Genomic DNA, 26,564 nt, shown 5'->3' on the forward strand with positions numbered 1-26,564 from the left:
CCCCCCCCCCCCCGGACCGGCCCCCCGCCGCGGCCCCCTCACCGCCCCCCGCCCCGGCCCCCGCCCCGGAACCGGCCCCCGCCCCTGCCCTCGCCTCGGCCCCCTCACCGGCCCCCGAGCCCGTGGTGGCACCACCGGCGCCGCCTGCGCCGGTGGCGGGCAAGGCGGGCACGCGGCCGCAGACGCCGCGCCGCGCCGAAGCCCGCAAGCCCGCGCCCGCCCCGGCCGGAGCCGACCCGCGGTTCGCGCACGGCCCGCTCGGCGTGCTCGACGGCGACGGGTCGCTGTACTGCTCGGGCGGCCTGGTGCTGGAATGCCCGGCCCGCAGCGTCCCGGACCTGGTGGAGTGGACGCTGGCCGAAGCACGGCTCGGCGGCGGCCGGCTGCACCGCTCGGGCAAGGACTCCGACCCGCTGGTCGTCGTCACGGCCGCCGCCGCCGTACGGCTGGGCCTGCCGGAGCGGTTGGAGGACCGGCGCGGCATGCGCCTGCCGGAGGACCACAAGGTCGTCCGGCAGATCGGCAAGGCCGAATGGCAGCTCACCCGGCGAGGCTTCGGCCCGTGGGCGCGGGTCTACCGCCCGGCCAAGGGCGGCGACCGGCAGTGCGTGCAGCTGGCCGTCCTGCCATGGGGCGCCCTGGACTCCCGCGCGTGGGGGAGTGCGGGCGAACTGCCGCCTGCGGAACTGGCCCGCGTGCTGACCGCCTACGCGGCCCGGGTGCTGACGCCGCGTGGCTCCACCGCGGTTGCGGGCCTGGAGCTGATGACGGCGCTGCGCCCGCCGACCCGGGCGGTGAGGGACGACGCGACCGGCAGCTGGGCGTCGGGTCCGGTCCCCGGCTCGCTCACGCAGGCGTTCGACCCGGCGCCGCCCGAGGCGCCCGACGAACACCCCGTCGTGGCCGCGCTGTTCCCGCGCAGCCACGAGCGGACCGCGGCGGAGGTCCTCGACGAGGAGGCCTACGACTGGCTCCGCGAGACCGACTTGCTCACCGACGCCGAGTGCGCGAAGCCGTTCGCGGTCGGCGTCGACGTCAACACCGCCTTCCTCGCGGCCGCGAACCGCCTGGTCGTCGGCCTGTCAGGTCCTGAGCACGTACGGGCGCCGCGGTTCGACAAAACCGTCCCGGGCTCGTGGCTGGTCGACCTGTCCGGCATCGAGCTGGACCCGCGGCTGCCCTCGCCGTTCACCCCGCACGGCCGCCGCCCCGAGGGTCCCGCCTGGTACGCCACCCCGACGGTGGCCTACGCGGCCGAGCTGATCGACGCCTACCGGCTGCCGGTGGAGCTCCGCCCGATCGAGGCCTTCGTACGCCGCGAGGCCGGCCCGTACCTGGACCCCTGGTACAAGCACCTGGCGGAGGCGTACAAGCAGACGATGGCCGACCTCGGGGTGACCGCCGAGCTGTCCCCGCGGGACTTCCTCGCCGCCATGGACACCCACAAGCAGTCCGACCCGGGAATGGCCGCGGTGCTGTCGGCGGTCAAGTCGACGGTGAAGGGCGGCATCGGCAAGCTCCGCGAGCGCCCGCAGGGGACCGGGTACCGCCCCGGCGAGCGGTGGCCGGCGCTGGAACGCCCCACCTGGCGCCCCGACATCCGGGCGGCCGTGATCGCCGCGGCCCGGGTGAACATGCACCGCAAGCTGCTGAAGACCGCACTGGCCACCCAGACCGGCCCGGCACCGGCCGGCTCCGTGGTGTTCGGCCACGACGCGCTGCTGCCGATCGCGCTGCTGTCGGACTGCGCCGTCTACCCCGCGGCGGGGCCGTCGCCGCTGGACGTCCTGCCGTACGGAAGCGACGGGAAACCGGCGCCGGGCACCTTCCGCCTGGGCGTGTCGCCCGGCATGGTCAAGCACGAGGGAACGCAACCGCTGTTCTGGGCGGTGGAGCTGATGGAGCAGCAGTACAACCCGGCCCGCCACATCAAGGGCGACGGCGCCGGGGACGAGGGGGAGTAGCCGGCCGTGGGTGAGATCGAAGACGCACTGAGGCGCGCGGCCGAGAACACCGCGACCCGCCCGATCCCGAAGTCCGCGGGCGCGCGGATGCGGTTCCTGCTCAAGGTGGAGAAGGGCTCGACCCGCGCGGTGGCGGCACGTCTCGGCGTGACTCAGCGCACGGTGGAGCGCTACCTCAAGGGCACCCTGCGCCGCCCCCGCGCCGAGCTCGCGGCCCGCCTGGAACGCGAGGTCCGCCGCGACTGGCAGCCCCGCGTCCAGCAGCGCGCGAAGAGGCGTGCGGCCACCTCCACCGGCCTGGTGATCGAGACGCGGGCACGCTTCGGCTTCACCGCCGCCCCCGGCAGCACGGACGACGGCCGCCTGCGCCGCCTCACCCAGCACCTGCCCCCGCCCTTCGCGGCCCGCCTGTTCGACGCTCAGGCGGCAGGCGCGACCGAGCAGCAACTCCAGCGCATCGCCGCCGAGGGCCTCCAGGAGATCTACTTCAAGGACCGCGGCCGCCGCGCCCAGGGCCTGGAGGTGGAGTTCACCGACATCGACTACGTCGAACTGGACTTCTGAGCCGGGCTCTTCCCGCTGCGCCGGCGGGCGGCGCAGCTGAGCCGAAGCACGATGGTTGTCACATAGGCAGGCTGGTTGTCACCGACGGTGTCGTGGGCGGTTGAGTCTGAGCGCGACAGGTCGACAACTGTGGTCATCCGTGTCCGGCCTCCAGTTCTGGTTCTCCTGGGTCAGCCTCTGCGAGCTCGGAGAAGCGTCAATGTCAGTGGGCTCTGCCAGGGTGTGCGTCGTGGATGAACTGGTGGAGCGTGTCGACGATCAAGATCGTGTGCTGGGGATGGTGGTCAGCCGCCGGCAGGCCGTCCAGGAGAGTTGGCTGCACCGAGTCGCCGTGACGGTGTGTCGTGATGAGCGTGGACGGATCCTCGTCCACCGACGGTCGGAGCAGGTATCGCGCTTCCCCGGGCTCTATGAGGTCGAGGTCGGCGGCGCCGCAAATGTCGGTGAGTCCTATGAACAGGCCGCCGCGAGGGAGCTGGCCGAAGAGCTGGGCATTCGTGCGCTGCCGCGCCTGCTGTTCACGTTCATCAACCGCAGCGGCTTGAGCCCTCACTGGCTTGGCGTGCACGAAGCCGTGGTGCCGGACGCCGTGGTCCCCGATCCCGATGAGGTCGCCTGGCATGGCTGGCTGACCGAGCCGGAGCTGCGGTCGGCCCTGCTGGAGTGGCGCTTCACCCCCGACAGCCACGAAGCCTTCAGTCGGTATTTGGCGTTCCGGACCGCGCGGTCCTGACCTTAGTCGGGCTGCCTTCGGTGGCGCGGGTCCAGACGTAGGCGCTGACGGCCAGGCGCCTGCGGTCGTCGCTGATGGGTTTGCGATGGCTTGTGAGGACCGGGAGCTGAGCGAGGATGTGCTGCCAGTTCTCGGGTTCCAGGGTCCAGGTGGCGAGGGCTTCGCGTCGGTGCTGGTAGTCGATGACAGGGCCGGCGAGGAGTTCGGCGGTGATGCCGTCGAGGGCCTGCTCGAAGTCGCGGGCCGTGCCGCTGGTGCGGAGATGGCGGTTCAGCAGCTGTGCGTAGCCGTTCCTCTTGCCCTGGGGGTTGATCCCGAGGAACTGGGCGGACGCATCGTCCCCGCCTGCCCGCCAAAGAGACCGCCCACCGTCTCGTCCAGCCGTCGCCCAGATCCAGACCGGATCTGCCTGCGTCGACGTCCGTCGGCACGAAAAGGTCTTCCCCGCTGCACTGATGCGACCAGACGGACTCGGTGTCAGCGGCTTCGACTAGCCTTCCCGACCCAGCGCGTGTAGCGGCCATGAGCTCATCGAAGCGCCGCGGAGAACCTCAGGCTCCCGATCTTCGTTTCTGGTGACAGAAAGACTACTGAATGAGCGCCTGTGACAAATCGGATGCCTCGTTGGTGACAACCAGGCTGCTTCGACAGCCCCCATTCACCAGCTCAGCCGGTCTCGCTGGTGACAACTCCTGAGCTTCGACTCAGCGGGCGGCGCAGCGCTAGCGTGGGTCCCATGATCGTATGGCTCAACGGCACCCACGGCGCAGGCAAGACGACGACCAGCTCCCTCGTGCAGCAGCTGATCCCCGATTCCCGGGTGCTCGACGCCGAGAAGGTCGGCGAGACGCTCATGGACATCAAGCCGGGGCTGCCCTGGCTCGACAACTTCCAGCACTGGCCGCCCTGGCGGCCGCTCGTGGTCGAGACCGCCCGCCACGTACTGGACTACACCGGCGGCACCCTGGTGATGCCGATGACCGTCCTGGTCGAGCAGTACTGGCGCGAGATCAGCAGCGGCCTCGCCCACCATGCCATCCCGGTACGGCACTTCGTCCTCCACGCCGACCAGGACACCCTGCGCGGACGCATCGAGCGGGACAGCGTCCTCGGCCCCTCCACGTTCCGCCTCGAATACCTCGAGCCCTACGCCGAGGCGGCCCGCACCTGGCTGCACGCCGAGGCCGAGGTCATCGACACCACCCACATCACCCCGGCCGAGGCCGCCCAGCAGATCGCCGACGCGCTCAAGACCTGAGGCCCCGCTGGCCACGGGCCGTAAAATCGCTGGTCGCGCATGAGGTCAATGCCGGACCCTGGGCGTATGCCCCGACGTCTGATGTTCGTGCAGTTGAAGACCGGCCACAACACCGACCGCGGACCCTCGTGGATCGGGTGGGTGGACTTCTCGAGGACCTGGAGCACTGCGTACTTCCACGGCAGGACACTGCGCCGGGCCGGGGGGATGTTCGACGCGAACTTCTACGACGTCCAGACCGACGAGGAGTTCTGGGTCTCAGGGCCGAAGCGGGACCGCACCGACACCCGCTACGGCCCCGCCGACCCCGAGATCGAGCCGGAAGCCGCCAGGACCTATCTCGCCTTCCTCAAGGGCGCTGCCCTCCCGGGCCGGGAGAACGGCTGACCTCGCGCGCTCGCGAGCGTCCTGGTCCGGGCGTTGTCCCACCGGGCCTGCTGCCGGCCCGCGACATCCACCCGCGGATCCCCTCCCGTACGCCCGGCCGTCCTCCAACCCGGCGCAACTGCCCGAGGACGAACGCAAGGCCCGTGAACCGCAGTCGATTCTCCGGTACGAGGGCGGGAGACGTCACCCTCGGAGTCCGCGCCCGAGGTCACCCGGGAGCCCGGGCGGCGGGACGTCAGTCCCACCGCCCGGACTCCCGCCGCCTTTGAGTACCTGTACTCATGCACCTGCACGGCGTGCGGGTGACCATGAGAGGACTCGACGACCAGGCCGACCGGAGAGCCGCCGACATGCGCAAGAAGACCACCCCGTTCGCGACGCGCGGTTCGCGGTTCGCGGCGCTGACCGCCACCGGTCTCGCTGCGCTTGTCCTGAACGCCTGCGCCGGCGGGGACCCCAGCGCCTCAGCCGCCGACTGGCGGCGCTCCCACGACGATGTCGACCGCGCCCTCATGCGGACGGTCAACTGGCCGGGAACCAGAGTGAGCAGGGTCGAGGGAGACGCACACGGATTCCGTACCGTGCTGAAATTTCCCGGCGACGACTCCGACATGGGTGCCATCGCGCTGGTGGAACCGGCAGGAACCAACCCCTGCGCGGCAGTGCCCTATCTGGTCGCGGACACCGGCGGCTACCAGCCGGACCCCAGCACCTACGGTGCCACCGATTTCGCATCGGCCTCATGTACGCCTGTCGGCACAGGGGCATGGCAACTCGTTTCCTACCCGCACCAGGGCGACCCCTGGACGGGTTACGCGGAGCGCCGTGACGGAGTCATGCTGATCCTGACGACCTACGACGATTGGACCGACCCGGACTTCAAAGCCATCGCCGCGACCATGCACGCCCTCGACGACCGGCAACTCGGCAGTCTGCTGTAGGTGGTCGGATGCACCAGGCGGCCGCACAGCGTGTCGATCCGCATCAGCGACCCGTCGACTCCGGCCTCCCGAAGGCTGCGCAGGTGCGCGCGCAGCTCCGCCTCGTCCTGAGTCTCACAGATCGCTTCCCACCGCCCCCTGTCCGGCGCGGTGCGCGGGGCGAGCCGCCGCCTCTCGGCCTCCTGCCGCCGCTTCCGCTTCCCCTGCCCTGGCACCGGCCCGGCATCGCCCGCCGGCGGCGGAGGGGCAAGGGCCGGCCGCACCTCCTGGGCCAGGGGAAGGGATGAGCGTCAGAGCGGGTCGATGCGGGACCTGAGCAGGCAGAACTCGTTGCCCTCGGGGTCCGCCAGAACGTGCCACGACTCCTCGCCGGTCTGGCCGATGTCGGCCGGGCGCGCGCCGAGCTTCAGAAGGCGTTCGAGCTCGGCGTCCTGATCGCGGTCGGTGGCGTTGACGTCGATGTGCAGCCGGGACTTGCCCTTCTCCGGCTCGTCCCTGCGGCTGAGGAAGATCGTCGGCTGCGGGCCGCCGAACCCTTCGCGCGGCCCGATCTCCATCGAGCCGTCGTCCTCGCGGTCGAGCACGACGAAGTCGAGGACCTCGCACCAGAACCGCGCCAGCACCTCGGGGTCGCGGCAACCGAGCACGAGCTCACCGATGCGACATGCCATAACTAAACCTGCTCTCAGCCTGGGAGCCGCCGGGGAAAGCCACAGGTGAACCCGTGGACTCCCGGCCGCGAAGACGATCCCGCGACCGTACCGGACGAGGCGGGCAGGGGCGAAGCGGTTTCGGCGCCGACCCGAGCGGCGGCCGGGCGCAAGCCGTCGGCCACCGCCGTTCGCGCCTACCGCCGGTAGTAGGCCTCGATCGGCCTACGTGCCTCGTTCAGGAGGGCGGGGCCGTCCTGCGGCACCGCGGGCCAGGCCCCGGACTCCGGGTTGAGGGCGATGAGCTGATCCGTGGACAGGGCGTACACGACCCGGCCGAGGCCGGAGCGGGCGATGGCGCCGGTGCACATGCCGCACGGCTGGCAGCTGGTGTACATGGTGGTGCGCGCGGCCGTGGCGGGGTCGAGTTCGCGGGCCGCCCAGCGGGCGAGCTTCAGCTCCGGGTGGGCGCTGATGTCGTCGTCGCGGCGCACCGTGTTGTGCGCCTCGGCCAGGATCGCGCCGTCGGGACCGGCGAGCAGCGACCCGTAGGGGGCGTCGCCCAGGGCGACGGCGTGCGCGGCGATGGCGACGGCGCGCCGCAGGAGTTCCTCGTCGGCGGAGGTGGTCATGACGCTGCCTTCCAGTGTGCGGCCACCGCGGTGAGCGCTTGCCAGGCCGCCTCGGGCCTGCGGGTGTCCTCCGGGTCGCCGTGATAGGGGTCGAGCAGGACGGTGCCTGCGCCGAGCCGGCGCAACTGGTCCAGGTCGTCGACGACTTGTTCAAGAGTGCCGGTGCCCGCAAGCCGCTCCGGGTCGTCGACGGGTGCGGTGGTCAGCCGCAGGGTGATGCGGGGCGCGAACGCGGGCGGCGTGTGCTGCGCCAGGGCCGAGCGCAGCCACGGGAGGGTGCTGCGCAACGGGTGCCAGGCGTCGCCGTATCTGATGGCGCGCCGGATCGCCGCGTCGCTGTTGCCGCCGACCCATACGGGAATCTGCCGGCCGCCGTCCCGCGCCCGCCAGGCCTCCCGCAGCGCGGCCAGGTGTTCGTCGGTCAGCCTGCCGCGCGCGGTGAACGGGACGCCGAGCGCCTCGAACTCCTGCCGTGCCCAGCCGACGCCCACCCCGAGTACGAGCCGGCCGCCGCTGAGCCGGTCGAGGCTGTCGGCCATGCGCGCCACCAGCAGCGGATGCCGGTAGGGGAGTACGAGCACGGTGGTGCCCAGCCGGATCCCCGTCGTCACCCCGGCCAGCCACGACAGCGTGGTGAACGGCTCGTAGAAGGGCTCCGGGTACTTCTCGGCCACGTCCGGGGTGACCGCCACGTGGTCCGACACCATCAGGAGGCCGAAGCCGAGCCCCTCCACCGTCCGCGCCCATTCGCGCAGCACGCCGGGATCGGTTCCCGGCCCGAAGTTCGGCACATTGACGCCAAGTTCCATGATCGGATGCTATAGCGGCGGTCACGGCTCGGTGAAGCCATATCTCCCGGCAGCGACCGGATTTCACCGCTGATCTCCCGGTAGCATTGCCATATGACCGTGAATCTTGACGACGTCGACTGGGCGATCATCGAGCAGTTCCAACGCGAGGCGCGCATCTCCGTCAGCGAACTGGCGCGGCGGGTCAGCCTCAGCGCCTCGGCCGCCGCGGAGCGCGTGCGGCGGCTGGAGACGACGGGCGTCATCACCGGCTACCACGCGGCGGTCGACCTCACCAAGATCGGCTACCCCCTGCTGGCCGTGGTCCGCCTGAAGTACCCGGGCAACCGCCACCAGCCGCTGCGCCGGCTGCTCGAGGAACGCCACGAGATCCTGGAGTGCCTGCGGACCACCGGCGAGGACTGCTACACCCTGAAGGTGGCCGCGACCTCCATGGAGCATCTGGAGGCGCTCGTCGACGAACTGGCCGGCTTCGGCAGCACGACCACCGGCGTCGTCTACCGCCAGACCCTCCCGCACCGCGGCCCCGCCCGGCCCTGACGCGGCGTCTGCCGCGCCCGGACCGGCCGCGGTTCAGCTCACGTGGTTGTACGCGTTTCCCGTCTGCGCGTCCGAGACCACGCGGTTCTTGACGGGGGCGAGGCGGTCGCCGGTGCCGGCGTACAGATAGACCGACCTCGTTCCGGGGTAGTAGGCCAGAAGGTCGGCCTTGCCGTCGTGGTCGACGTCGCCGGCGCCGATGATCTCCGAGTAGCTCAGCCAGCCGCCGCTGATCCTGGTGCGCTGCGTGAAGGTGCCGTCGCCCTTGCTGAGGTAGAGCCACAGGACGCCGTCCTTGTCGCGGGCGACGAGGTCCCCCGCGGGGGCGCCGGCGAGGTTCCCGACGGCGGTGACCAGGTTGTAGATGGTCCAGCCGGTGCCGATCTGCTTGCGGGTCTGGAAGGGGCGGGCCGGATCGCCGGTGCTGCGGTAGAGCCAGAGACGGCCGGCCGCGTCGACGGCGGTGAGGTCGGGACGTCCGTCGCCGGTGAGGTCACTGCCGCCGGCGAGGTGGGTGTACACCTGCCAGCCGCCGCCGACGCGGACGCGCGCGGTGAGGCCGCCGTCCTCCCGGCCCGAGTAGAGCCACAGGACGCCGTCCCTGTCGCGGGCGACGAGTTCGGGAGTGAAGTCCGGGCTGTCCTGGCCCACGACGTCGCCGACGGACTCGATCGTGTCGTAGATCTGCCAGCCGCCGCCGATCCGCGCCCGGGCGCGTCCGTCGTCCGCGCTGTCCCGCCACAACCCGCCCGAGGCGTCCCGGCCCAGCAGGTCGGCGAGCCCGTCGTTGTCGAAGTCGTGCAGGGCCGAGGTGGTGGTTCCGGCGTGCGCGAGGAGCTGCACGGCGGGCCGGTCGTCGCTGCCGAGCGTGACGCGGAAGATGCCCTCGCCCTGCGTGGAGCTGCTGCCCTGGAGGATCTGCGCGGAGCCGTCAGGGACGGTGGAGGCGGCGTCGGTGCGGTCGAGGAGGGCGACCTTCTCGCCGTCCGTGAGGTGCACGGCCGTCGTCCCGTAGGTCACCCAGTCGCCGAGCAGGCCGATCGGCAGGCTCGCACCTGCCGTGCTCCCCGGCACCGGGATGGCTGTGTCGGCGCCAGTGGTGCGGTCGCGGACGACGATGCGGAGCGTGTTCGCCGCGGTGTCGTCCTCGACCCAGGCCAGGCGGTTGCCGCAGACCACGGGGTTGCGCGCCTGCTGCGGATAGGGGTAGCTGACGGTGGCGTCGGACAGGTCGACCAGGCCGATGCGCGGCACCTCGACCGCGTCCACGTCGACCAGACCGTGCGTGGCGTCGCCCGGGTGCACCCAGCCGGTGAAGTCGGCGTCCTTGATGCCCTGGACGACCCGGGGCGCGGCGTCCTCGGTCTGCATCCACAGATTCCGGCCCCCGCGGATGAAGACGGCCTTGCCGGCGAGGCCGCCGTAGAGGCTGTCGGGTCCGTCGTCGACCGTGCCCATGGCGAAGGATGCGCCGGTCGACATGTCCAGCGACTGGGTCCCGTGCGTGTCGCTCGTGGTGACGACGTTGTCCCCGGACGTCCTGGCGATGCCGTTCATCGTGTCGAAGACCGTGTCACGCCCCGCCCCGCCCCCGTAGGGGGTCCACCGCAGCTTCCCGTCCTCGCCGGCGTGCGACACGTACGTCAGGAAGCCGTCGGCGCCCGCGGCTGCCAGCCGGGCGCCGGGCACCATCGGGAGCAGGCCGCTCGGCCCCGCCGCGGAGACCCCTGCCGCGGAGACCCCCGCGGCACCCACCGGTGCCGCGGTCAGCGCGCCCGCACCGAGCGTGACGGCGAGAACGGTGGCGATGGCGGCGCCGAGACGGAGCCGGCCGCTGTGAAACGAGAGCATGGAACGTTCCCCCTGCGCGTAACGGGCTGGTACGGCACCCGCCCCCCACCAGTCCGACCGCCGACCGGGCGATTCGGTTGTACGCGAACCCACAACGACGTACGAACTACCGTCAGGTGAAGCCGAGTTGAACGGACCGGTGGTTCTCGGCTACAGAGGGTTGTCCCGGAGCCAGGCCAGGACCTGGCCTGCGTGCTCGCCCGGGGGGAAGACCGGATAGAAGACGCGCTCGACCACGCCGTCGCGGATGACCATGGTCAGCCGCTTGTAGAGCGTCAGCCCGCCGGCCTCGAACGTGGGCAGGCCGAGTTCCCGTTCCAGGGTCCGTGCGGGGTCGGAGAGCATCTGGAAGGGCAGGTGGAGCCGCTCGACGACCTCGCGCTGGTAGTCGGTCTGCTGGCCGGAGAGGCCGAACACGCCGTCCGCGCCGGCGGCGAGCAGATCCCGGTGGTGATCGCGGAAGCCGCAGGCCTCGGGGGTGCAGCCGCGCGCACCGGGGATCGCGTCCCACCCGTCGGGCTGGTCGGCGCCCGGGCGGCCGGTGAGCGGGTAGACGTAGAGCACCGTGCGGCCCGCGCCGAGCGCGTCGAGGCGGACGGCCGTGCCGCCTGTGCCCTGGAGTTCCACGCCCGGCACCTTCGCGCCGGGCAGATGAGCGGCCGCGCCGTCGTCCTCGGGGACGGGCAGGCCGGCGGGCAACCTCGTGTGGTCGGTCATCAGGTCCTCTCCTCCATCGGCCGCTGTGAGGATACGGGCCTCAGATCCCGGCGGACCGGCTGCCGTGCCGGCCTGCCCACCACCAGGCGGTCGCGGCGACGGCGGTGGCGACGACCGCGGTGGTGACCGTCGTGGAGGCGCGCGTCGGGCCGTTCGCCCTGCGGGCGCGTACGCCTCCGTTGGCCTGCCAGGAGAGCACGGAACGGTTCGACTGCCCGGACAGCGTCGAGGCGAACGACTGGAACGAGCCGGCCGACAGCGCGGACATGGACGACGCGAAGGAACCGACCGAGGCGAAGGACGCGCAGGAGCCGATCGACAGGGCGGACCCCGTGGAGCCGATGGACAGCACCGACTCCGACGAGCAGATGGACAGCACGGAATTGCGGGAACGGATCGACCATTGTGAAGGCATGGCGCCATTCTTCACCAACGGCCGCGGCCCCCAGGTCAGGGTGGGCGTGGGGGCCGGCACGCGTCGCGTCAGCGGTGGAAACCGTCACCCATCGCCGCGGAATTGTGCACGGTGCGCGCGTCGTAGAAGGCGCGCTCGTACTGCCGGACGGCGCTGTGCGCGGCCTCGGCGCGCAGGTCACCCGGGGTGGAGCTGCGACGGGCCACGACCACGGTGCCGGCGATCACCCCGGCGAGGAGTACTGCTGCTGCCACAAGAACCAGAACCATGAGATCCCCCCTGCCTGACGGGCCGTCGAGCGGCCCAAGACCGTTCATGATACTCCGTCAGCTACTGAGCGTGCAGGTTTGGCCTGAGCTGATCCTCCCTGGGTACCTGCTGCTGACAGCCCTTTGACCGGGGCCTGTCCGCTGCCGAGCCGGCCCAGGCGGGGAGGCCACCACGACCTGGGCTTGAACGAACCTCAGCGGAACCGGCTCGCCGAGAACCTGCGCGTCGTGGCCGCGCTGGCCGAGGCCGGCTACGACTTCCGGCTGGTCCTGGGCGACTGACGCAGTGGCGCTGCGGGTGCGCGGCCGGATCGGCGTCACCCCTTGCAGGTCGGGTCGGCGAGGATGACCGGTGCGGCCTCACGGGTGGTGACGAAGGCACGGAAGCCCGGAGCGCCCGCGACGCACTTGGTGGCTATGTTCGCGAAGTGGTCAGGGAAATTGGTGACGTTCGCCGGGCTGTCGTCGCCGCGGTGTTCGGCGACGGGCGAGTCGCCCGTGCCTCTCGCGTCGCTGGAGCATCCCGACAGGGCGGACACGGCGATGACGATCGACACGACTGCGGTCAGGAACCTCGTCGGGCGTCGCTTCATTTCGTCCTCATCTCGGCTCGGGCAGCCCGCCGGAGCGGGTGGATGGCCTGAAGGACGTGCCGTGGACCTGCGCGGTTTCCCGCACGCTGCGGCTTCGGGTGCCAAGTCGACCGCGACGCCGGCCGGCGACCGGAACACCCAGCCGCAGGTGCGTTCCGCGCGGCGCTTGAGCCGGGCCGCCTCTCCGGTCGTGACCAGCTCGCTCCACGCGACCGCCAGTGCGGCCAGCGGTCCGCGCCCGGCGGGCAGCCCCGGCGCGGGGACCAGGGCGCCGCCCGCCGTGATGGGCACGGGGTGTTCGGCCTGCACCCGGGCCGCCGCGGCGAGCCGCTCCGGGCCGGGGCTTCGGCGCCGTGCCGCCGGGAGCGGGCCTCCTAGGAAGCGGCGTCCTGCTGCAACGCCGCCATGAGGAGGTCGAGCCCTCCGCGTGCGGTGTACGTGCGGATCGGGTCGATGTAGTCGCGTGACTCGATGATCCGGCCGTCACGGACACGCATGACGAAGACGCAGGGCACCTTGCTGCTGGAGTCGTCGGGCAACGTGAACTCGTAGGCGAACTCGGCGACGATCACTTCGGGGTCGGCTGTCTCGTGGACGACGACATCGACGACCCGCCTCTTCGGCAGGGACTCCCGAGCCTCCGGGGGCACCGTGAAGTGCTCCTTGAGCGTGCGGCGGCTCGTCAACGGCTCGGACTCCGGCGTCGCCATCGGATGCCGGACGTCCGTGACCTCGCCGTACAGGTCAGGCAGATCGTCGACGTCCCCGCTGGCGACCCCGTGGACGAGCCGGAGGAACACTTCACGCGGACTGGGACTCATAGGACCTCCTCGGGTCATACGCACGGGTGGCTGGTGATCATTATCGCCTGACCCGGGCGGCCTTGCGGGCCGAAGTCCGCGCAGCGGCCTCAGCGGACGATGGACACGATGTGCAGGACCGCCTGGGCAAGCTGCCGGTCTCCCCGGAGGTGCGTGCGCGCGAGGGCCGCGCCGGGCTCGATGCCGCGCGAGCACAGCCGCCAGGCGGTCTCCGCGTCCAGCCGGACCGACGCGGCCGGTCTGCCAGTGGCCGCTTCGGCGAGTGACCAGCGGTCGGCGAGGGCGGTGACGGTCCAGGCGCCGCCGGCCGGCCCCTCGACGACGACCCGGACCTGCGTCCCCGCCGTCGCCGACGTGTCCCGCAACGTATGGGGCAGAGCGCGCATGAAGGTGTCCAGGACCGTGGCCAGGGGGTGCGTCCCGGTGTCCGTGTCCCGGCCTGTGGCATAGCGGATCTGCTGCCGATGGGTCCAGTACTCGGTGAACTCCCGGGCGATGTCGAGCCACGCGGGCGCGGGCACGGCCCCCGCCCAGGACACTCCCAGCCCCACGGCGTCCAGTTCGGCGCTCTCGAACTGCCGGGCCGCCTGGGTCCCGGCGCGTCGCAGCGCCTCGATGAGTGACGCCGGTTCCGTATCGGTGTGGAGGTCCACCCATTCCTGGTTGACACGGTGGATGAAGGCTTCCAGCCGCTCGCCGGGCTCGAAGGCGGGCCGGTATCCGGGCGTGGTCCAGCCGAGGCGGCCCTGGTAGTCACCGAGGACGTGGGCGGCGAGATCGTGCACCGTCCAGCCCGGGACCGCCACCTCCTCCCATTCGGCGGGCCGCAGCGTGCGCAGGAGATCCAGGAGCGAGGCCAACTCCGGTGCGAACAGCGCGCGGGTGTCGATCGGCGTGCCGAGCCAGGAGGCGTCGGATTCTCTGATGAGCGGGGGACCCATGCGCGAAGCCTGGCAGCCCTGGGCCGGGGCCGGCCAGGCAATTCCCGCGACCATGTCAGGGTCGCGCGATAGCGTCGTGATCGACAGGGGGACGAGGGTCAACGGCCGGCGGCGCCGGCATGTCATGACAGGGGGACGATGGGCGTGCAGTTCATCCCACTGAAGTACGTCCCGAACTCGCTGCTGTGGCAGGGCGATGACCTGGTCTCCTGGACCGGGGGCGGTCGGCGTTGGGAGCCCGATGGGACGCAGCGGGAAGCCGAGTTCTACTGGAGCTTCCCCTTCGACGCGGTGAGGGCCTCGGCCTCGGGGGCGTATATCGCGGTGTACCAGGAACGCGGTACCAAGGGGGCGGTGCTGGAGGGCAAGCGGGTGGTGCGGGAGCTGAACCGCAGCTTCTCCCACGCGACGTCTTTCGACTACCCCCTGGCCCTGGGCCGGTTGGGCGACGGCCGCGAAGTCGTCGTCCATTGCCCGGAGGAGTACAACCTGCTGCAGATCGAGGACGCGGGCAGCGGCGAACGGCTGACCGCGGGCGAGCGCGAACCGGTGGACGTCTTCCACTCCCGGCTGAGCCTGAGCCCGGACGGCCGGCACCTCCTCTCGATCGGGTGGGCCTGGCAGCCCTTCGGGACAGCCCAGGTCTTCGACACCGCCCTGGCACTCTCCGACCCGGCCACCCTCGACGGTGAGGGGGTGCTGCCGGGTTCCATGGTCATGGGCGGGGAGGTCGCGGCCGGATGCTGGCTCGACGCCGATCGGCTGGTGCTCGCCACCGGGTCGGAAGAGTGGTACGAGCCGGAGGAGGAACCCGACGCGCTTGCGACGCGCCACCTCGGCGTCTGGTCGGTGTCCGAACGCCGCTGGCTGCACCGCAGCGCCGTCCCCGACGCCGAACCGGGCGTGCTGCTGTTGCCGCGCGGCGACCAGGTCGTCACGCTGCACGGCCACCCGCGGCTGCTCGACGTCGTGACCGGCCGCGTCCTGGCGCAGTGGCCGGACGTCGCCGTCACCGCCAAGTCCCTCTGCTATGGCAACAAGAACAACCCCACCCCGGTCGCCGCGCTCCACCCCGACGGCAGCCGGCTGGCCGTCGTACAGGCGGAGGGCATCGCCGTGATCACGCTGCCGTGACCCGCCGCGCCGGTTCGGGACGGCGCCAGCGGGCCAGCTGCTTGACGACCTCCCGCGCGGTGGGCGCCGCCGCGGTCTTTGGGGCGAAGGCTCCCGGCAGAAGGCCGACTACCGGCGGTGGCCGTCGTCCGCGTGGGGCGGGGTCCGCTCCCCTTCGAAACCAGCGAACCAGGAGTCTTCGCCGCCGGCAGGTACGCGCAGGATCGCACCGGACCGCCCGCCCGCGCCCGGGCAACGGGCCGCGGTGCCGCTGCCGGTCACCGGCCGTGCCCGGCGCTGTCGGGGGTGGGCGGCCGGCCGGTCGGTCGCGGGCGCTGGGTGAGGGCGAGGATGTCCTCGCCGGTGATCATCCCGACGATCTGCCGGTCCGCCATGACCAGGATGGGGCGGCCCGCGGTCGTCACGGCGTGGTCGAGGATGTCGGTGACCTGCTCGTCGGGCTCCGCCAGCGTGCAGCTCTCCAGGGGCGCGGCGACATCGCGGACCCGGACCTCCTCCCTGCGCGCGAGAGGCACCGCCCGCAGCGAGGGCACAGTGACCACCCCGCTGGGCCGGCCGTCCAGGTCCGTCACCGGGACGACGACCTGGCCGGCGGCCCTCGGCATCGTCTCGGCGATGAAGCGGCCCACGGTCTGCCAGTCCTGGCCGGTGGCCACCGGCCGCATCGCGTCGGCGGCCCGCATCCCGCGCACCGCCTCGTAGAGCACCGACCGCCGCACCTCGGCGAACGCGGCCATCAGCACGAACAGCCCGATCAGGGCGAGCCACACCCCGCCCGCGCCGCCCGCGATGAACTCGAACCAGCCGCCGACGATCATCAGCACGCCGGCCACCTGTCCGCAGCGGGCGGCGATCCGGGCCGCCCTCTCACGGTCGCCGCGCACCCGCCAGATCACCGCCTGGAGCACCCGGCCACCGTCCAGGGGTGCGGCCGGGATCAGGTTGAAGCCGGCGAGCAGCACGTTGGCCCAGCCGGTCCAGGCCAGCAGCGCGGCCGGCAGCGTCCAGTGCAGGACGTCGCCGGCCACCACCGCGGCGCCCAGGCCGAGACCGCCCAGCAAGAGGCTGGTGAGCGGGCCGACCGCGGCGATCCAGCCCGCGCTGCGGGCGGTGGTCGCCGATCCCATCCGGGTGACCCCGCCGAGCGCGAAGACCGTCACGTCCTTGACCTCGACGCCGGCCCGGCGGGCGGCGAGGGCGTGCGCCGCCTCGTGGGCGACCAGGCTCACCGTCAGCAGCAGCGCGCCGACCACGGCCAGCGCGTCGTAGGCCGCCCTGCTGTGACCGGGTGCCCAGGTGGGGAGGACCCCGCCGGCGAGGCCGAAGCTCAGCACGACGATCAGCAGGGGAGCGGTCCAGTGGACCCGTATGGGTACGTCGGCGATCCGGCCCAGCGGCAGGGATCCGTTCATCGCACCTCCCACGCCCGTTCCGGCAGGCGGCCCGCCACCTTGCGGAACGCCTTCCTCTTCCAGTCTGCTCCCGCGGCCGCCCGGCCGGACGCCTGCGGGCGACGGGTTCCTCCGCCGGCCGCGGGGCAGACCGCAGCGGCTGCTCAGGCGGTGCCGCCACCCCGGGGTTACGTAGCGTCCGTCACCCTCTTCACCCGGTAGTACTCGGCGACGCAGGAGGCAGGCCACGGTCCGTTGCCGCCGCTGAACGGCTCGGACATCTTGCTGACGACGAGGGGTCGGTAGGGCAGCACTGTCGCCCCCGCCGCGGCCTGTGCCCGCAGCAGGCGGTCCTGGTTGTCCCAGGCCCTCGCGCGCGCCCGCATGTCCGAGTCCAGGTCGCGCAGCGACACGGCCAGGACCGCGGTGACGCACATGACGAGGAGTACGGCGCCTGCGGCCACCGGCTTCACGCCACGCCGGTAGCGCCGTACCGTCAGGTTCCCGAGGAGGCCGCCCGCGCCGACGAGCAGGAGGAGCAGCAGGAACAGGTAGTCGTTCCACAGCCTGTTGGCGGTGGCGACGGTGGGGCCGAACGCCGGATAGGCGATCACCGTACAGGCGTACCCGGAGACCAGCAGAGCCGCTGTGCCGGCACCCAGGAGCAGGGGTGCCCTGCGGTCGGGCCGCGGAATACGGCCGTCCGCGCGGCGGACGAGTACGCCGATCAGTACGCCCACGGCGATCGCGCCGAGGTACTGCCAGTTCGTCAGCAGGGTGTGGAGGACGTGCGCGTAACCCCGCAGTGAAGCCTGGAGCGCGTCGCGCGAGAACATGGCGTTCGCGTGCTGCAGCTTGCGCCGGTTCCGGGAACCGGCCGAGGTGAGGAGCACGACCGTACCGACGAGGATGCCCGCTCCCGCGGCGGCACACCACACGCGGACGAAGGCGAGCCGTCCGGCGGCGAAGAGGCGGCGTCCCAGCAGCAGGGCCAGGGCCAGGAGGGTCAGGGCGACCACGGAGGTCTCCTCCGACAGCGTGCCCATGACGGCCCCGGCGGCGCACGCCGTCACGATCGCGACGGCCTTTCCCCGCCGGGAGGTCGCCAGCAGGGCCGGGATCGTGGCGGCGGCCGCGAGCACGGGCGGGAAGGTGTGGGAGACCGACGACGCCGGCCAGAAGAAGGTCTTGTACGTATTGGTCGAGGCGAAGCAGAAGACGGCCAGGACCGTGGCCGCTGAGAACAGCGGGACGCCCCGGGGCACCCGCCACCCGCTGTGCCGCAGCAGCGCCACCGCCCACGCCCACAGCAGGAGCAGCATCACGACCGCACTGATGCCCGCGTACCACTGCTGGCCTGCAACGCCGAACGATGCGTAGGCGGCCACGAGCACGCCGTTGGCGATCCGTCCGTTGTCCGCGGAGTAGAACCGGTCCACCAGGCCCAGGAATCCGTGGTCGCGTACGTAAGGCAGGAAGCACCACTCGTCACCGCTGGGGCGCACCCACCGGGCGTACCACGCGGCCGCGGCGAAGAGGGCCAGCGGAAGGAGGGGCAGCAGAGCCGTATCGGGCAGGGTGCGCAGTGAGGCGCGGGCCGGGCTCGCCGCTTTGCGGCGCTCGCCGGTCTCCGTGTCGGTCTCCTGCGCGGGCCGCTCCGGGGTCGGGTACGTCTCGCCGTCCGAGCGAGCGGCGCTACCCGGGGGTGGGGTCGTCCTGGTTCGCCTCGGCAGGGCTGTTCGACGCCACGGCAGCGGTGCCGGCCGGCCGGCGGCCGGAGTCGATGGCCCACCGGGCGAGCAGGAAGGAGATCGGGGTGACCAGGATCCCGGCGGCAAGTGCGGCAAGGTTCTTGTCCATTTCGAGTCGACTGACGGCGACATAGAGAAGCGCGCCGGAGGCCACCAGGCTGAAGCCGCTGGACAGCGGAAAGCGGAGAAACGCGCGCCAGGTCGGACGGGTCCGGCAGGTGAGGTAGGAATTGAGCAAGAAGGAGCCGACGGTACTGACCGCGTATCCGATGACATGCGCGGCGAGATAGGGGATCCACGGGTTCAGGGCGGCGTAGATGGCGAGGTATACGGCGGTGTTGACGACGCCGATCGCCACGAAGGTGGCGAACTGCCTTGGGGTGCGGCGTGCCGTGCGAAGCACCGGCGCGCGTGGTGGGGCATGGGGTCTCGGCGCGGGCTGCTCGTCCGTTTCCCGGATCACGAAGGAAGGGCGGCGTTTGACCTCGTGGTAGATGCGGCCGACGTATTCACCGATGATCCCCAGGGTGATCAGCTGGATGCCGCCCAACCCCACCACCGTCATCAGAAGCGTTGCGTATCCGGGCACCGCGGCCCCGTGGAGGGCCACCCCGAATGCCGTCCACGCCGCGTAGACGAGTGCGGCGAGAAAGCACCAGAAGCCCGCGTAGATGGCCAGCCGCAGGGGGCGGTTGTTGAAGGACAGCAGTCCGTCGATGCCGTAGTTGAGCAGACGACGGCTTCCCCACTTCGAGCCGCCGGCGACCCGCTGGGCGTTCTGGTAGGTGAAGGTGGCCGTCGTGAAGCCGATCCAGGAGAAGATGCCCTTGGAGAACCGGTTGGTCTCCGGCAGCGACAGCACGGTGTCCACCGCCTGACGTGACAGCAGCCGGAAGTCCCCGGCACCGTCGAGTACCTCCACGTCCATGAGATGGCGCACCAGGGCGTAGTAGCTGCGACTCAGCAGCGTGCGCGCCAGGCCTTCTCCCTCACGGGTCCGCCGGGGAATCACCTGGTCGTACCCGCGTGTGTGGAGTTCCACCATCCGGGGGATGAGTTCCGGAGGGTGCTGGAGGTCCGCGTCCATGAGGACCACCGCCTGCCCCCGGGACATGCGCAGGCCGGCGAGCATCGCGGCTTCCTTGCCGAAGTTCCTGCTGAGCACCGTGTACCTGACGCGCCGGGCACCGGCACTGAGGCCGTCGATGATCTCCCGCGTGCGGTCGGTGCTGCCGTCGTCCACGTAGCAGATCTCGTAGTCGAGGCCCGCCCGTCCGAGAACCTCCCCGACAGCCGTGTGGAACCTCTCGATGACGGCAGCCTCGTTGAAGCACGGTACGACCACGGAAAGCTGAGGAGTCGCCAAAGCAGGTCTCCTGACCGAGCACGCCGGGGCGGTGGCGGCCGCCGGTCACTGGTGGGGTGGTCGTCCCTGACAGGGGCAGAGGACGCGCACAGGGGCATTCGACCCGCATTCGTCGGCGGAGGCGCGCAATCACACGATTACGCGCCAGTGGACAACCCTTTTGGCCTGGTCAGACGGGCTAATGGGCAGGGTGTCGCCGCACGCCGGGCCGTCGCGGGACCTCACCCTCACTTCGGCCCCTACGAGTCGCCCGACCGCGGCCCCGAGGCGGCCCAGGCGGACGACGTGCGCACCCGCTCAGCGCGGAGGACGCGTGGCGGGCGCTGCGCTTCGTGAAAGTCGGGGAGTCGAGTCCGGCATGATCTTCGAGGGCTTCTGCTGACCCTGGAGGGTGCTGCAGAGCGCGTCACGTCCGCCCGAAAATAGTAGCCATAGACATAATAGCCTTGTACGCTATTCGCATGAGCAAGGGATCACCCGGCCCCACGCCCGGATTCCTGGTGTGGCGGCTCGCCAACAAGTGGCGCGTCGCGGTCGATCGCGCGATGGCACCGCTGGGACTCACCCATGCGCAGTACGTCCTGGTCGCGTCGCTGTACGGTCTGCAGCGCACCGGCGAGCGGCCCAGCCAGCGCCGACTCGCCGACCACACCGGGCTGGAGGCGCTGTATGTCTCGAAGCTGGCGCGCGCCCTGGAGTCGGCCGGCCTGATCGAGCGCACCCGCGATCCCCGCGACCCGCGCGCCGTACAGCTCGCTCTCACCGAGCAGGGCCAGGCCGTCACCCGGCAGGCCATCACAGTGGTCCAGGAACTGCTCCAGCAGTTGCTGGAGCCGCTCGGCGGCCTCGACGCGCCGCGGACGAACGCGTTCAGCGACGAGCTGACGACCCTGCTCGACGCACCTCTCGCGCCATCCCTACGGAACAACGAGAGCACCCAGGGGAGAACACCATGACCACCACCGCACCCGCCGCCAATGCCCGCACCCTCGCCCTGACCCACTACGCGGCCCGCGGCGTCCTTGAGTACGTCCTGGCCCGGTACGGCATCACGTTCCAGCAGCAGGTCGCCCTGCGCGCCGCCGTCACCGCCGACACCCCGCAGACGCCGGATGAGCTCGTCACCGAGGTCCGCGGCTCCCTCAAGGCCGATCCGGCCGGCATCCGCGTCGCTCTCGACGAGCTGCTGGCCCGGCAACTGCTCGTCGCGGACGGCGCGCACCTACGCCCCACGGACGCAGGGCGCGACCTGCTCGCCGCCGTCGGGGCGGAGACCGCCCCCATCAGCGCCCGCATCTGGGGCGGGATACCCCCTGAGGACCTGGCCGCCGCCGGCCGCGTCCTTGCCCTGGTCACAGAGCGCGCCAACGCGGAGCTTGCGGCGCTCACCACCTGAAAGCCCTCACGTGCGGCGGCGGTGACGCGAAAGAATCACTGCATGCCGAGACAGGGATCAGCCGGCGAGTCGTGGTCGACGCTCGACGTGCCTGACCTGCCGGATTCGATAGGGGGGCTCTTGCGGCACTACGTGGCGGTGTGGCGGATACCGGGAGCGCCGGTGCTGCTGGTGGCCGGCGTGATCGCCCGTCTGGGCACAGGGGTGACGACCTTGGCCCTGCTGCTGTCGGTCGCACAGGCCACCGGCCACTACGCGTCAGCAGGCATCGCCGCCGGCAGCTATGTGCTGTCGGGCGCCGTCGTCAGCCCGATCGCCGGACGCCTTGCGGATCGGCCGGGCGCGACACGGGTGCCGCCTCCCTACGGGCGTTGCTCCGCAGCGGTGCCGGGCTCTCTGCCGAGGGACTCCTGATAGACATCCGCGAAGGTGCGCGAGTCCTTGATCAGGCCGTCGCTGAACGCGGCGACGTCCTCGCCGATGAGTGCCAGGACTCCTTCGCCCGCGGCGGCGCCCTCCTCGAAGAAGTCGACGATCCCGGGGAGCAGGTGCCCGTCCAGCAGGTCGAGCGGTCCGACCTTGAACAGGTACCTCTGAATCTCCTTGTAGACGATCCGGTAGTCGGGCGGGAGCGCCTTGACCCGGGCCATGTGGGCCCGCCACTGCTTCTTGCCTTCGATGATGTCCTGGATGCCCACGTCAGCCTCCCAGCCGGCTCAGTTTCCTGGCGACGTTCCTGTTCAACTGCTCGCGCCAGCGGTCGCGATAGGTCCTGGTGCCTTCTTCGCCGGCGAGTGCCGCGCAGAAGCCCCGGATGTCGTCGCCGAGCACCTCGTGCACGCTCTGCCCGTCCGCCGCTGTTTCTTCGAGCAGCCCGAGGGCGGCGTCGAGGATCGGCATCAGGTTGCGGCCGGTGAAGTTCCCATGGGGGAAGAGGTGGTACTTGATCTGTTCCCATGCGGCCCGGTGATCGTCGGGCAGGGCCGCGGCCCGGACCTCGAACGCCTTCCAGTCCCTGGTGAGATCAGTGCCTGTGATGGTCTGCCAGAAGTTCATCTCCCGCCCTCCTTGAGCCTGTCGATGCGTGATGAGACGTACTGCCACTTCACCCAGAACTTCCCGAGTTCCTCGCGTCCTGCGTCGTTGAGCGCGTAGAACTTGCGCGGCGGGCCGACCCCGGACGGTCGTTTCGCCACCTGGACGAGGCCGTTCCTCTCCAGCCGCAGCAGGATGGTGTACACCGTCCCCTCGACGACGCCGGCGAAGCCGAGTTCGTTCAGCCGGCGGGTGATGGCGTACCCGTAGGTCTCCTCGCTGCCGATGATTTCGAGCACGCACCCTTCGAGCGTGCCCTTCAGCATCTCCGTCAGGTCGTCCACCGCGAGTCCTCCCCAGGCTCGGTACTGCGTGATACCGAGTACCACTATACGGTATCACCGAGTAGCGGTGGATGCCGGCGGTTCCGGCGGTCCGCCGGGTTCAGGGCTGGAAGCGGTAGCGGAGACCCGGCTCGGTGATGAGATGGCGCGGGTTCGAGGGGTCGGGTTCGAGTTTGCGGCGCAGACCTGCCATGAAGACGCGCAGGTAGTTGGTGTGTGTGACGTGATCGGTGTCCCAGACCTCGGCGAGGAGTTCGCGGCTGGGGATCAGGCGTTCCGGGTTGCGCAGCAGGAGGGTGAGCAGCCGCCACTCGGTGGGGGTCAGATGGACGGCACCGGGGGCGGTCCCGTCGATACGGGCGATGGTGCACGCGCCGAGGTCGACGGTGTAGCGACCGACGTCCACCTGTTCCGGGGGCCGCAGCCCGGCCGGTGGTGCGGGCGCGGTACGGCGTCAAGATGGCATCAATAGGCCGTTCGGCGGCGTCAGGACTTCGCTAACGCTGCTGAGCGGATGCGCTGAGGCAGGGTTTGCTGACAGCGCGTGCCGACTTGTCCGGTACCGCCTCGACGCACTTCTCCCGACGACCCCGGGGTGTTCCGCGTATGCCGGATCTCATCTTCCTTGCCGTGACGATCGCGGTCTTCGCCGTGCTCGCGCTCGTCGCGAAGGGGGTCGGACGGCTGTGAGCGTGGAGAACGTCGTCGGCCTCGTCGTGGCCTGCTGCCTGCTGGTCTATCTCGTGCTGGCCCTGATCTTCCCCGAGAGGTTCTAGTGAACGGCACTCTCGCGGGCTGGCTCCAGATCCTCGCGCTGGTGGTCGCGCTGGCGCTGTCGTACCGGCCGCTGGGCGACTACATCGCCCACGTCCTGACCACGTCCGGGCACCTGCGTGCGGAACGCCTGCTCTACCGGCTCGGCGGGGTGGACGGGAACGCCGACCAGCGCTGGCCGGTCTACCTGCGCAGCGTCCTGGCCTTCTCGGCGATGTCCGTGCTCTTCCTGTACGGATTCCTCCGTTTGCAGAACCACCTGCTGCTGGCCGTCGGTATGAAGGCGGTGGCGCCAGGTACGGCGTTCAACACGGCGGCTTCGTTCGTGACGAACACCAACTGGCAGTCGTACTCGGGCGAGTCGACGATGGGCTACCTGGTCCAGATGGCCGGCCTGGCGGTGCAGAACTTCGTCTCGGCGGCCGTCGGCATCGCGGTGCTTGCCGCGCTGATCCGCGGGTTCACGCGCAAGCGCACCGACCGGGTGGGGAACTTCTGGGTGGACCTGACCCGGATCGTGGTGCGGCTGCTGGTGCCGCTGGCGTTCGTCTTCGCGATCGTGCTCGTCGCCGCCGGTGCGATCCAGAACTTCCACGGCATCCACGAGATCAGCACCCTGATCGGTGACAAGCAGTCGCTGACCGGCGGCCCGGTCGCCTCGCAGGAGGCCATCAAGGAGCTGGGCACCAACGGCGGCGGCTTCTACAACGCGAACTCGGCGCACCCGTTCGAGAACCCCAACGGGTTCACGAACATCCTGGAGATCTACCTGCTGCTGGTGATCTCCTTCTCGCTGCCGCGGACCTTCGGAAAGATGGTCGGCGACCACCGGCAGGGCTACGCGATCCTGGCCGTGATGGGCCTGATCTGGGCCGCCTCGGTCGCCCTGATCACCGTCAACGAGCTGCACAGCGTCAGCAGCAGTGCCGGTCATGCGGCGGGCGGGATGCTGGAGGGCAAGGAGCAGCGCTTCGGGATCTGGGCCTCGGCGCTGTTCGCCGCGTCCACGACGCTGACCTCGACCGGCGCGGTGAACTCCTTCCACGACTCGTTCTCGCCCGGCGGCGGCGGGATGACGATCTTCAACATGATGCTCGGCGAGGTCGCCCCCGGCGGCACCGGCTCGGGCCTCTACGGCATCTTGATCCTCGCCGTCATCGCGGTGTTCGTCGCCGGCCTGATGGTCGGCCGCACCCCGGAGTACCTGGGCAAGAAGCTCGGCGCGCGCGAGATGAAGTTCGCCTCCCTCTACATCCTGGCCACCCCCGCCGTCGTCCTGATCGGCACCGGCACTGCGATGTCCCTCAAGGGCGAGCGGGCGAACATGCTCAACACGGGTGCGCACGGCTTCTCCGAGGTCCTCTACGCCTTCACCTCGGCGGCCAACAACAACGGCTCGGCCTTCGCCGGTCTGACGGTCGGTTCTGACTGGTGGAACACCGCGCTGGGCCTGGCGATGCTGTTCGGCCGCTTCCTCCCGATGATCTTCGTCCTGGCGCTGGCCGGCTCCCTGGCCAGGCAGCAGCCGGTCCCGGTCACCGCGGGCACCCTGCCCACCCACCGGCCGCAGTTCGTCGGCCTGCTCACCGGCGTCATCGTGATCGTCGTCGGCCTCACCTACTTCCCGGCCCTCGCGCTGGGTCCGCTCGCGGAAGGTCTGCACTGATGTCCCCGACCACCGTCGGATCCCCGGCGTCCCCCGGGGGCGGCCCGAACGGGCAGGCGCAGGCGCACCGGGTGTCGGGCGGCATGCTCGACCCGAAGCAGCTGATCACCTCCCTGCCGGACGCGGTGAAGAAGCTCGACCCGCGGGTCATGGCCAGGAATCCGGTGATGTTCGTCGTCGAGGCCGGCGCGGTGCTGACCACGGTCTTCGCGATCAAGGACCCCAGCGTCTTCGCCTGGGTCATCACCGTGTGGCTGTGGCTGACCACGGTCTTCGCCAACCTCGCCGAGGCGGTTGCCGAGGGGCGCGGCAAGGCGCAGGCGGAAACGCTGCGACGCACGAAGACGGAGACGTCCGCGCGCCGGCTGAACGGGTGGGGGCCCGGCGCCGAGGATGTCCGGGAGGAGGAGGTGGGCGCCGCAGGCCTGAAGCTGGGCGATCATGTGGTGGTCGAGGCCGGGCAGATCATCCCCGGTGACGGCGATGTCGTCGAAGGCGTGGCGTCTGTCGACGAGTCGGCGATCACCGGCGAGTCCGCGCCGGTCATCCGCGAGTCCGGCGGTGACCGCTCGGCGGTCACCGGCGGCACGAGGGTGCTGTCCGACCGGATCGTCGTCAAGATCACCTCCAAGCCGGGCGAGACGTTCATCGACCGGATGATCGCCCTGGTCGAAGGCGCCTCCCGGCAGAAGACGCCCAACGAGATCGCGCTGAACATCCTGCTCGCCTCGCTGACCATCGTCTTCCTGCTGGCCGTCGTCACCCTGCAGCCTTTCGCGGTCTTCGCGGGCGCCGAGCAGTCCATCGTCGTCCTGGTCGCTCTGGTGGTCGCGCTGATCCCGACCACGATCGGCGCGCTGCTGTCCGCGATCGGCATCGCGGGCATGGACCGCCTCGTGCAGCGCAACGTCCTTGCCATGTCCGGCCGCGCGGTCGAGGCAGCGGGCGACGTCAACACCCTGCTGCTCGACAAGACCGGCACCATCACCCTCGGCAACCGCCAGGCCGCCGAGTTCCTGCCGGTCGGCAAGGTCACCCTCGACGAACTCGCCGACGCAGCCCAGCTCTCGTCGCTGTCGGACGAGACCCCCGAGGGCCGCTCCATCGTGGTGCTGGCCAAGGAGAAGTACGGGCTGCGTGCCCGCGCCGAAGGCCAGCTGCCGCACGCGCAGTTCGTGCCCTTCACCGCGCAGAGCCGGATGAGCGGCGTCGACCTGCTCGAGGACGGCGACCACCGGTCCCTGCGCAAGGGTGCGGCGACCGCCGTCATGCGCTGGATCAGGGACAACGGCGGCCACCCGACCGACGAGGTCGGCCCGATGGTCGACGCCATCGCGGCCCATGGTGGTACGCCCCTGGTGGTGGGCGAGGTCGTGCACCGCGACGGCACCGCGACCGCGACGGTCCTCGGGGTGATCAACCTGAAGGACGTCGTCAAGGCCGGTATGCGGGAGCGGTTCGACGAGCTGCGCCGGATGGGCATCCGCACGGTGATGATCACCGGTGACAACCCCATGACGGCCAAGGCCATCGCGGAGGAGGCAGGCGTCGACGACTTCCTCGCCGAGGCCACCCCCGAGGACAAGATGGCCCTCATCAAGCGCGAGCAGGCCGGCGGCAAG

Annotated in this window: 31 protein-coding genes; 14 read left to right on the forward strand and 17 right to left on the reverse strand. The window is 71.1% G+C overall.

Annotated elements, in window-relative coordinates:
- The 6 genes from tap to NFU81_RS37145 form a co-directional block, all read left to right on the forward strand.
- Positions 1 to 1,964, forward strand: a 1,964-nt coding sequence (gene tap / locus NFU81_RS37120) for a telomere-associated protein Tap (protein ID WP_422665385.1), incomplete at its 5' end; no start/stop codon positions are given.
- A 6-nt stretch (positions 1,965 to 1,970) separates the two neighbouring features.
- Positions 1,971 to 2,528, forward strand: coding sequence for a telomere-protecting terminal protein Tpg (gene tpg / locus NFU81_RS37125; protein WP_251500525.1), 558 nt, complete (start codon positions 1,971 to 1,973; stop codon positions 2,526 to 2,528).
- 199 nt (positions 2,529 to 2,727) lie between these two features.
- Positions 2,728 to 3,261 carry an NUDIX hydrolase gene (locus NFU81_RS37130; protein WP_251500600.1) on the forward strand — a complete coding sequence of 178 codons (534 nt, stop codon included), beginning with the start codon at positions 2,728 to 2,730 and terminating at the stop codon, positions 3,259 to 3,261.
- Positions 3,262 to 3,997: 736 nt separating this feature from the next.
- A complete protein-coding gene (locus NFU81_RS37135; RefSeq protein ID WP_251500528.1) occupies positions 3,998 to 4,519 on the forward strand; it encodes an AAA family ATPase in 522 nt (173 codons plus the stop codon).
- A gap of 66 nt (positions 4,520 to 4,585) precedes the next feature.
- Positions 4,586 to 4,906: a hypothetical protein gene (locus NFU81_RS37140; RefSeq protein ID WP_251500531.1), complete on the forward strand. Its 321-nt coding sequence runs from the start codon at positions 4,586 to 4,588 to the stop codon at positions 4,904 to 4,906.
- Between the two features lie 302 nt (positions 4,907 to 5,208).
- Complete coding sequence (locus tag NFU81_RS37145; RefSeq protein ID WP_251500533.1) at positions 5,209 to 5,847, forward strand: hypothetical protein; 639 nt, start codon at positions 5,209 to 5,211, stop codon at positions 5,845 to 5,847.
- A 290-nt stretch (positions 5,848 to 6,137) separates the two neighbouring features.
- On the opposite strand, the gene NFU81_RS37150 is transcribed toward NFU81_RS37145, so the two are convergent.
- The 3 genes from NFU81_RS37150 to NFU81_RS37160 all read right to left on the reverse strand — a co-directional run bounded on the left by NFU81_RS37150 (position 6,138) and on the right by NFU81_RS37160 (position 7,938).
- Positions 6,138 to 6,518, reverse strand: a complete 381-nt coding sequence (locus NFU81_RS37150) for a VOC family protein (RefSeq protein ID WP_251500536.1) — start codon at positions 6,516 to 6,518, stop codon at positions 6,138 to 6,140.
- Positions 6,519 to 6,694: 176 nt separating this feature from the next.
- Entirely contained in the window at positions 6,695 to 7,129 is a 435-nt protein-coding gene (locus NFU81_RS37155; protein ID WP_251500539.1) for a nucleoside deaminase, read from the reverse strand.
- Positions 7,126 to 7,938: an LLM class flavin-dependent oxidoreductase gene (locus NFU81_RS37160; protein WP_251500542.1), complete on the reverse strand. Its 813-nt coding sequence runs from the start codon at positions 7,936 to 7,938 to the stop codon at positions 7,126 to 7,128. Before NFU81_RS37160 ends, NFU81_RS37155 begins: the two co-directional genes overlap by 4 nt.
- 93 nt (positions 7,939 to 8,031) lie before the next feature.
- Between NFU81_RS37160 and NFU81_RS37165 the strand changes: the two genes are divergently transcribed.
- On the forward strand, positions 8,032 to 8,478 hold the full coding sequence (locus tag NFU81_RS37165; RefSeq protein WP_251500545.1) for an Lrp/AsnC family transcriptional regulator: 447 nt from the start codon (positions 8,032 to 8,034) through the stop codon (positions 8,476 to 8,478).
- A 33-nt stretch (positions 8,479 to 8,511) separates the two neighbouring features.
- Here the strand turns inward: NFU81_RS37165 and NFU81_RS37170 are convergent, their stop codons facing one another.
- The 7 genes from NFU81_RS37170 to NFU81_RS37205 form a co-directional block, all read right to left on the reverse strand.
- Complete coding sequence (locus NFU81_RS37170; protein WP_251500548.1) at positions 8,512 to 10,329, reverse strand: FG-GAP repeat domain-containing protein; 1,818 nt, start codon at positions 10,327 to 10,329, stop codon at positions 8,512 to 8,514.
- A 150-nt stretch (positions 10,330 to 10,479) separates the two neighbouring features.
- On the reverse strand, positions 10,480 to 11,046 hold the full coding sequence (locus tag NFU81_RS37175; RefSeq protein WP_251500550.1) for a peroxiredoxin: 567 nt from the start codon (positions 11,044 to 11,046) through the stop codon (positions 10,480 to 10,482).
- Between the two features lie 40 nt (positions 11,047 to 11,086).
- On the reverse strand, positions 11,087 to 11,461 hold the full coding sequence (locus NFU81_RS37180) for a hypothetical protein (protein ID WP_251500553.1): 375 nt from the start codon (positions 11,459 to 11,461) through the stop codon (positions 11,087 to 11,089).
- Between the two features lie 68 nt (positions 11,462 to 11,529).
- Positions 11,530 to 11,730, reverse strand: a complete 201-nt coding sequence (locus NFU81_RS37185) for a hypothetical protein (protein ID WP_251500556.1) — start codon at positions 11,728 to 11,730, stop codon at positions 11,530 to 11,532.
- A gap of 317 nt (positions 11,731 to 12,047) precedes the next feature.
- The gene (locus tag NFU81_RS37190) at positions 12,048 to 12,323 is read right to left on the reverse strand and encodes a hypothetical protein (RefSeq protein ID WP_251500558.1); all 276 of its coding nucleotides are present in this window, start codon (positions 12,321 to 12,323) and stop codon (positions 12,048 to 12,050) included.
- A 374-nt stretch (positions 12,324 to 12,697) separates the two neighbouring features.
- Positions 12,698 to 13,144, reverse strand: a complete 447-nt coding sequence (locus NFU81_RS37200) for a nuclear transport factor 2 family protein (protein ID WP_251500560.1) — start codon at positions 13,142 to 13,144, stop codon at positions 12,698 to 12,700.
- Between the two features lie 89 nt (positions 13,145 to 13,233).
- Positions 13,234 to 14,085, reverse strand: coding sequence for a maleylpyruvate isomerase family mycothiol-dependent enzyme (locus NFU81_RS37205; protein WP_251500563.1), 852 nt, complete (start codon positions 14,083 to 14,085; stop codon positions 13,234 to 13,236).
- A gap of 144 nt (positions 14,086 to 14,229) precedes the next feature.
- Between NFU81_RS37205 and NFU81_RS37210 the strand changes: the two genes are divergently transcribed.
- A complete protein-coding gene (locus NFU81_RS37210) occupies positions 14,230 to 15,219 on the forward strand; it encodes a hypothetical protein (protein WP_251500565.1) in 990 nt (329 codons plus the stop codon).
- A gap of 257 nt (positions 15,220 to 15,476) precedes the next feature.
- Here the strand turns inward: NFU81_RS37210 and NFU81_RS37215 are convergent, their stop codons facing one another.
- The 3 genes from NFU81_RS37215 to NFU81_RS37225 all read right to left on the reverse strand — a co-directional run bounded on the left by NFU81_RS37215 (position 15,477) and on the right by NFU81_RS37225 (position 19,727).
- On the reverse strand, positions 15,477 to 16,631 hold the full coding sequence (locus NFU81_RS37215; RefSeq protein ID WP_251500568.1) for a site-2 protease family protein: 1,155 nt from the start codon (positions 16,629 to 16,631) through the stop codon (positions 15,477 to 15,479).
- Between the two features lie 167 nt (positions 16,632 to 16,798).
- A complete protein-coding gene (locus NFU81_RS37220; protein ID WP_251500570.1) occupies positions 16,799 to 18,115 on the reverse strand; it encodes a DUF6056 family protein in 1,317 nt (438 codons plus the stop codon).
- 190 nt (positions 18,116 to 18,305) lie between these two features.
- Positions 18,306 to 19,727: a glycosyltransferase gene (locus NFU81_RS37225; protein ID WP_251500573.1), complete on the reverse strand. Its 1,422-nt coding sequence runs from the start codon at positions 19,725 to 19,727 to the stop codon at positions 18,306 to 18,308.
- Positions 19,728 to 20,188: 461 nt separating this feature from the next.
- Between NFU81_RS37225 and NFU81_RS37230 the strand changes: the two genes are divergently transcribed.
- The 3 genes from NFU81_RS37230 to NFU81_RS37240 are packed head-to-tail and all read left to right on the forward strand — an operon-like array spanning position 20,189 to position 21,537.
- On the forward strand, positions 20,189 to 20,683 hold the full coding sequence (locus NFU81_RS37230; protein WP_251500576.1) for a MarR family winged helix-turn-helix transcriptional regulator: 495 nt from the start codon (positions 20,189 to 20,191) through the stop codon (positions 20,681 to 20,683).
- Positions 20,680 to 21,123, forward strand: coding sequence for a MarR family transcriptional regulator (locus NFU81_RS37235; RefSeq protein WP_251500579.1), 444 nt, complete (start codon positions 20,680 to 20,682; stop codon positions 21,121 to 21,123). Before NFU81_RS37230 ends, NFU81_RS37235 begins: the two co-directional genes overlap by 4 nt.
- A gap of 42 nt (positions 21,124 to 21,165) precedes the next feature.
- Positions 21,166 to 21,537, forward strand: a complete 372-nt coding sequence (locus NFU81_RS37240; RefSeq protein WP_251500582.1) for a hypothetical protein — start codon at positions 21,166 to 21,168, stop codon at positions 21,535 to 21,537.
- Here the strand turns inward: NFU81_RS37240 and NFU81_RS37245 are convergent.
- The 4 genes from NFU81_RS37245 to NFU81_RS37260 all read right to left on the reverse strand — a co-directional run bounded on the left by NFU81_RS37245 (position 21,486) and on the right by NFU81_RS37260 (position 22,908).
- Positions 21,486 to 21,821 carry a DUF1048 domain-containing protein gene (locus tag NFU81_RS37245; RefSeq protein WP_251500585.1) on the reverse strand — a complete coding sequence of 112 codons (336 nt, stop codon included), beginning with the start codon at positions 21,819 to 21,821 and terminating at the stop codon, positions 21,486 to 21,488. The two genes, NFU81_RS37240 and NFU81_RS37245, sit on opposite strands and share 52 nt — an antisense overlap.
- A gap of 1 nt (position 21,822) precedes the next feature.
- On the reverse strand, positions 21,823 to 22,179 hold the full coding sequence (locus NFU81_RS37250; protein WP_251500588.1) for a DUF1048 domain-containing protein: 357 nt from the start codon (positions 22,177 to 22,179) through the stop codon (positions 21,823 to 21,825).
- Entirely contained in the window at positions 22,176 to 22,502 is a 327-nt protein-coding gene (locus NFU81_RS37255) for a PadR family transcriptional regulator (protein ID WP_251500591.1), read from the reverse strand. The genes NFU81_RS37250 and NFU81_RS37255 overlap by 4 nt, the downstream gene beginning before the upstream one ends.
- 100 nt (positions 22,503 to 22,602) lie before the next feature.
- Positions 22,603 to 22,908, reverse strand: a complete 306-nt coding sequence (locus NFU81_RS37260; protein ID WP_308208370.1) for a winged helix-turn-helix domain-containing protein — start codon at positions 22,906 to 22,908, stop codon at positions 22,603 to 22,605.
- 280 nt (positions 22,909 to 23,188) lie between these two features.
- Here NFU81_RS37260 and kdpF point away from each other — a divergent pair, with 280 nt between their 5' ends.
- The 3 genes from kdpF to kdpB all read left to right on the forward strand — a co-directional run.
- Positions 23,189 to 23,278, forward strand: coding sequence for a K(+)-transporting ATPase subunit F (gene kdpF / locus NFU81_RS37265; RefSeq protein WP_251500594.1), 90 nt, complete (start codon positions 23,189 to 23,191; stop codon positions 23,276 to 23,278).
- The gene (gene kdpA, locus NFU81_RS37270; protein ID WP_251500597.1) at positions 23,278 to 24,942 is read left to right on the forward strand and encodes a potassium-transporting ATPase subunit KdpA; all 1,665 of its coding nucleotides are present in this window, start codon (positions 23,278 to 23,280) and stop codon (positions 24,940 to 24,942) included. Before kdpF ends, kdpA begins: the two co-directional genes overlap by 1 nt.
- Positions 24,942 to 26,564: potassium-transporting ATPase subunit KdpB (gene kdpB, locus NFU81_RS37275; RefSeq protein WP_422665386.1), on the forward strand; the 1,623-nt coding region annotated here is incomplete at its 3' end. The genes kdpA and kdpB, both read left to right, overlap by 1 nt.

It is taken from the genome of Actinacidiphila cocklensis (assembly GCF_907177275.1).
Lineage (GTDB): Bacteria > Actinomycetota > Actinomycetes > Streptomycetales > Streptomycetaceae > Actinacidiphila > Actinacidiphila cocklensis.

Excerpts from the sequence above, each read along its gene's own strand:
- NFU81_RS37135 (WP_251500528.1), top strand. The coding sequence starts at position 3,998 with ATGATCGTATGGCTCAACGGCACCCACGGCGCAGGCAAGACGACGACC.
- NFU81_RS37200 (WP_251500560.1), bottom strand. The coding sequence starts at position 13,144 with ATGAGTCCCAGTCCGCGTGAAGTGTTCCTCCGGCTCGTCCACGGGGTC.
- NFU81_RS37250 (WP_251500588.1), bottom strand. The coding sequence starts at position 22,179 with ATGAACTTCTGGCAGACCATCACAGGCACTGATCTCACCAGGGACTGG.
- NFU81_RS37230 (WP_251500576.1), top strand. The coding sequence starts at position 20,189 with ATGAGCAAGGGATCACCCGGCCCCACGCCCGGATTCCTGGTGTGGCGG.
- NFU81_RS37155 (WP_251500539.1), bottom strand. The coding sequence starts at position 7,129 with ATGACCACCTCCGCCGACGAGGAACTCCTGCGGCGCGCCGTCGCCATC.
- NFU81_RS37180 (WP_251500553.1), bottom strand. The coding sequence starts at position 11,461 with ATGCCTTCACAATGGTCGATCCGTTCCCGCAATTCCGTGCTGTCCATC.
- NFU81_RS37160 (WP_251500542.1), bottom strand. The coding sequence starts at position 7,938 with ATGGAACTTGGCGTCAATGTGCCGAACTTCGGGCCGGGAACCGATCCC.
- NFU81_RS37175 (WP_251500550.1), bottom strand. The coding sequence starts at position 11,046 with ATGACCGACCACACGAGGTTGCCCGCCGGCCTGCCCGTCCCCGAGGAC.
- NFU81_RS37170 (WP_251500548.1), bottom strand. The coding sequence starts at position 10,329 with ATGCTCTCGTTTCACAGCGGCCGGCTCCGTCTCGGCGCCGCCATCGCC.
- NFU81_RS37165 (WP_251500545.1), top strand. The coding sequence starts at position 8,032 with ATGACCGTGAATCTTGACGACGTCGACTGGGCGATCATCGAGCAGTTC.
- NFU81_RS37215 (WP_251500568.1), bottom strand. The coding sequence starts at position 16,631 with ATGAACGGATCCCTGCCGCTGGGCCGGATCGCCGACGTACCCATACGG.
- NFU81_RS37240 (WP_251500582.1), top strand. The coding sequence starts at position 21,166 with ATGCCGAGACAGGGATCAGCCGGCGAGTCGTGGTCGACGCTCGACGTG.
- NFU81_RS37235 (WP_251500579.1), top strand. The coding sequence starts at position 20,680 with ATGACCACCACCGCACCCGCCGCCAATGCCCGCACCCTCGCCCTGACC.
- NFU81_RS37140 (WP_251500531.1), top strand. The coding sequence starts at position 4,586 with ATGCCCCGACGTCTGATGTTCGTGCAGTTGAAGACCGGCCACAACACC.
- NFU81_RS37205 (WP_251500563.1), bottom strand. The coding sequence starts at position 14,085 with ATGGGTCCCCCGCTCATCAGAGAATCCGACGCCTCCTGGCTCGGCACG.
- NFU81_RS37190 (WP_251500558.1), bottom strand. The coding sequence starts at position 12,323 with ATGAAGCGACGCCCGACGAGGTTCCTGACCGCAGTCGTGTCGATCGTC.
- NFU81_RS37130 (WP_251500600.1), top strand. The coding sequence starts at position 2,728 with ATGTCAGTGGGCTCTGCCAGGGTGTGCGTCGTGGATGAACTGGTGGAG.
- NFU81_RS37185 (WP_251500556.1), bottom strand. The coding sequence starts at position 11,730 with ATGGTTCTGGTTCTTGTGGCAGCAGCAGTACTCCTCGCCGGGGTGATC.
- NFU81_RS37150 (WP_251500536.1), bottom strand. The coding sequence starts at position 6,518 with ATGGCATGTCGCATCGGTGAGCTCGTGCTCGGTTGCCGCGACCCCGAG.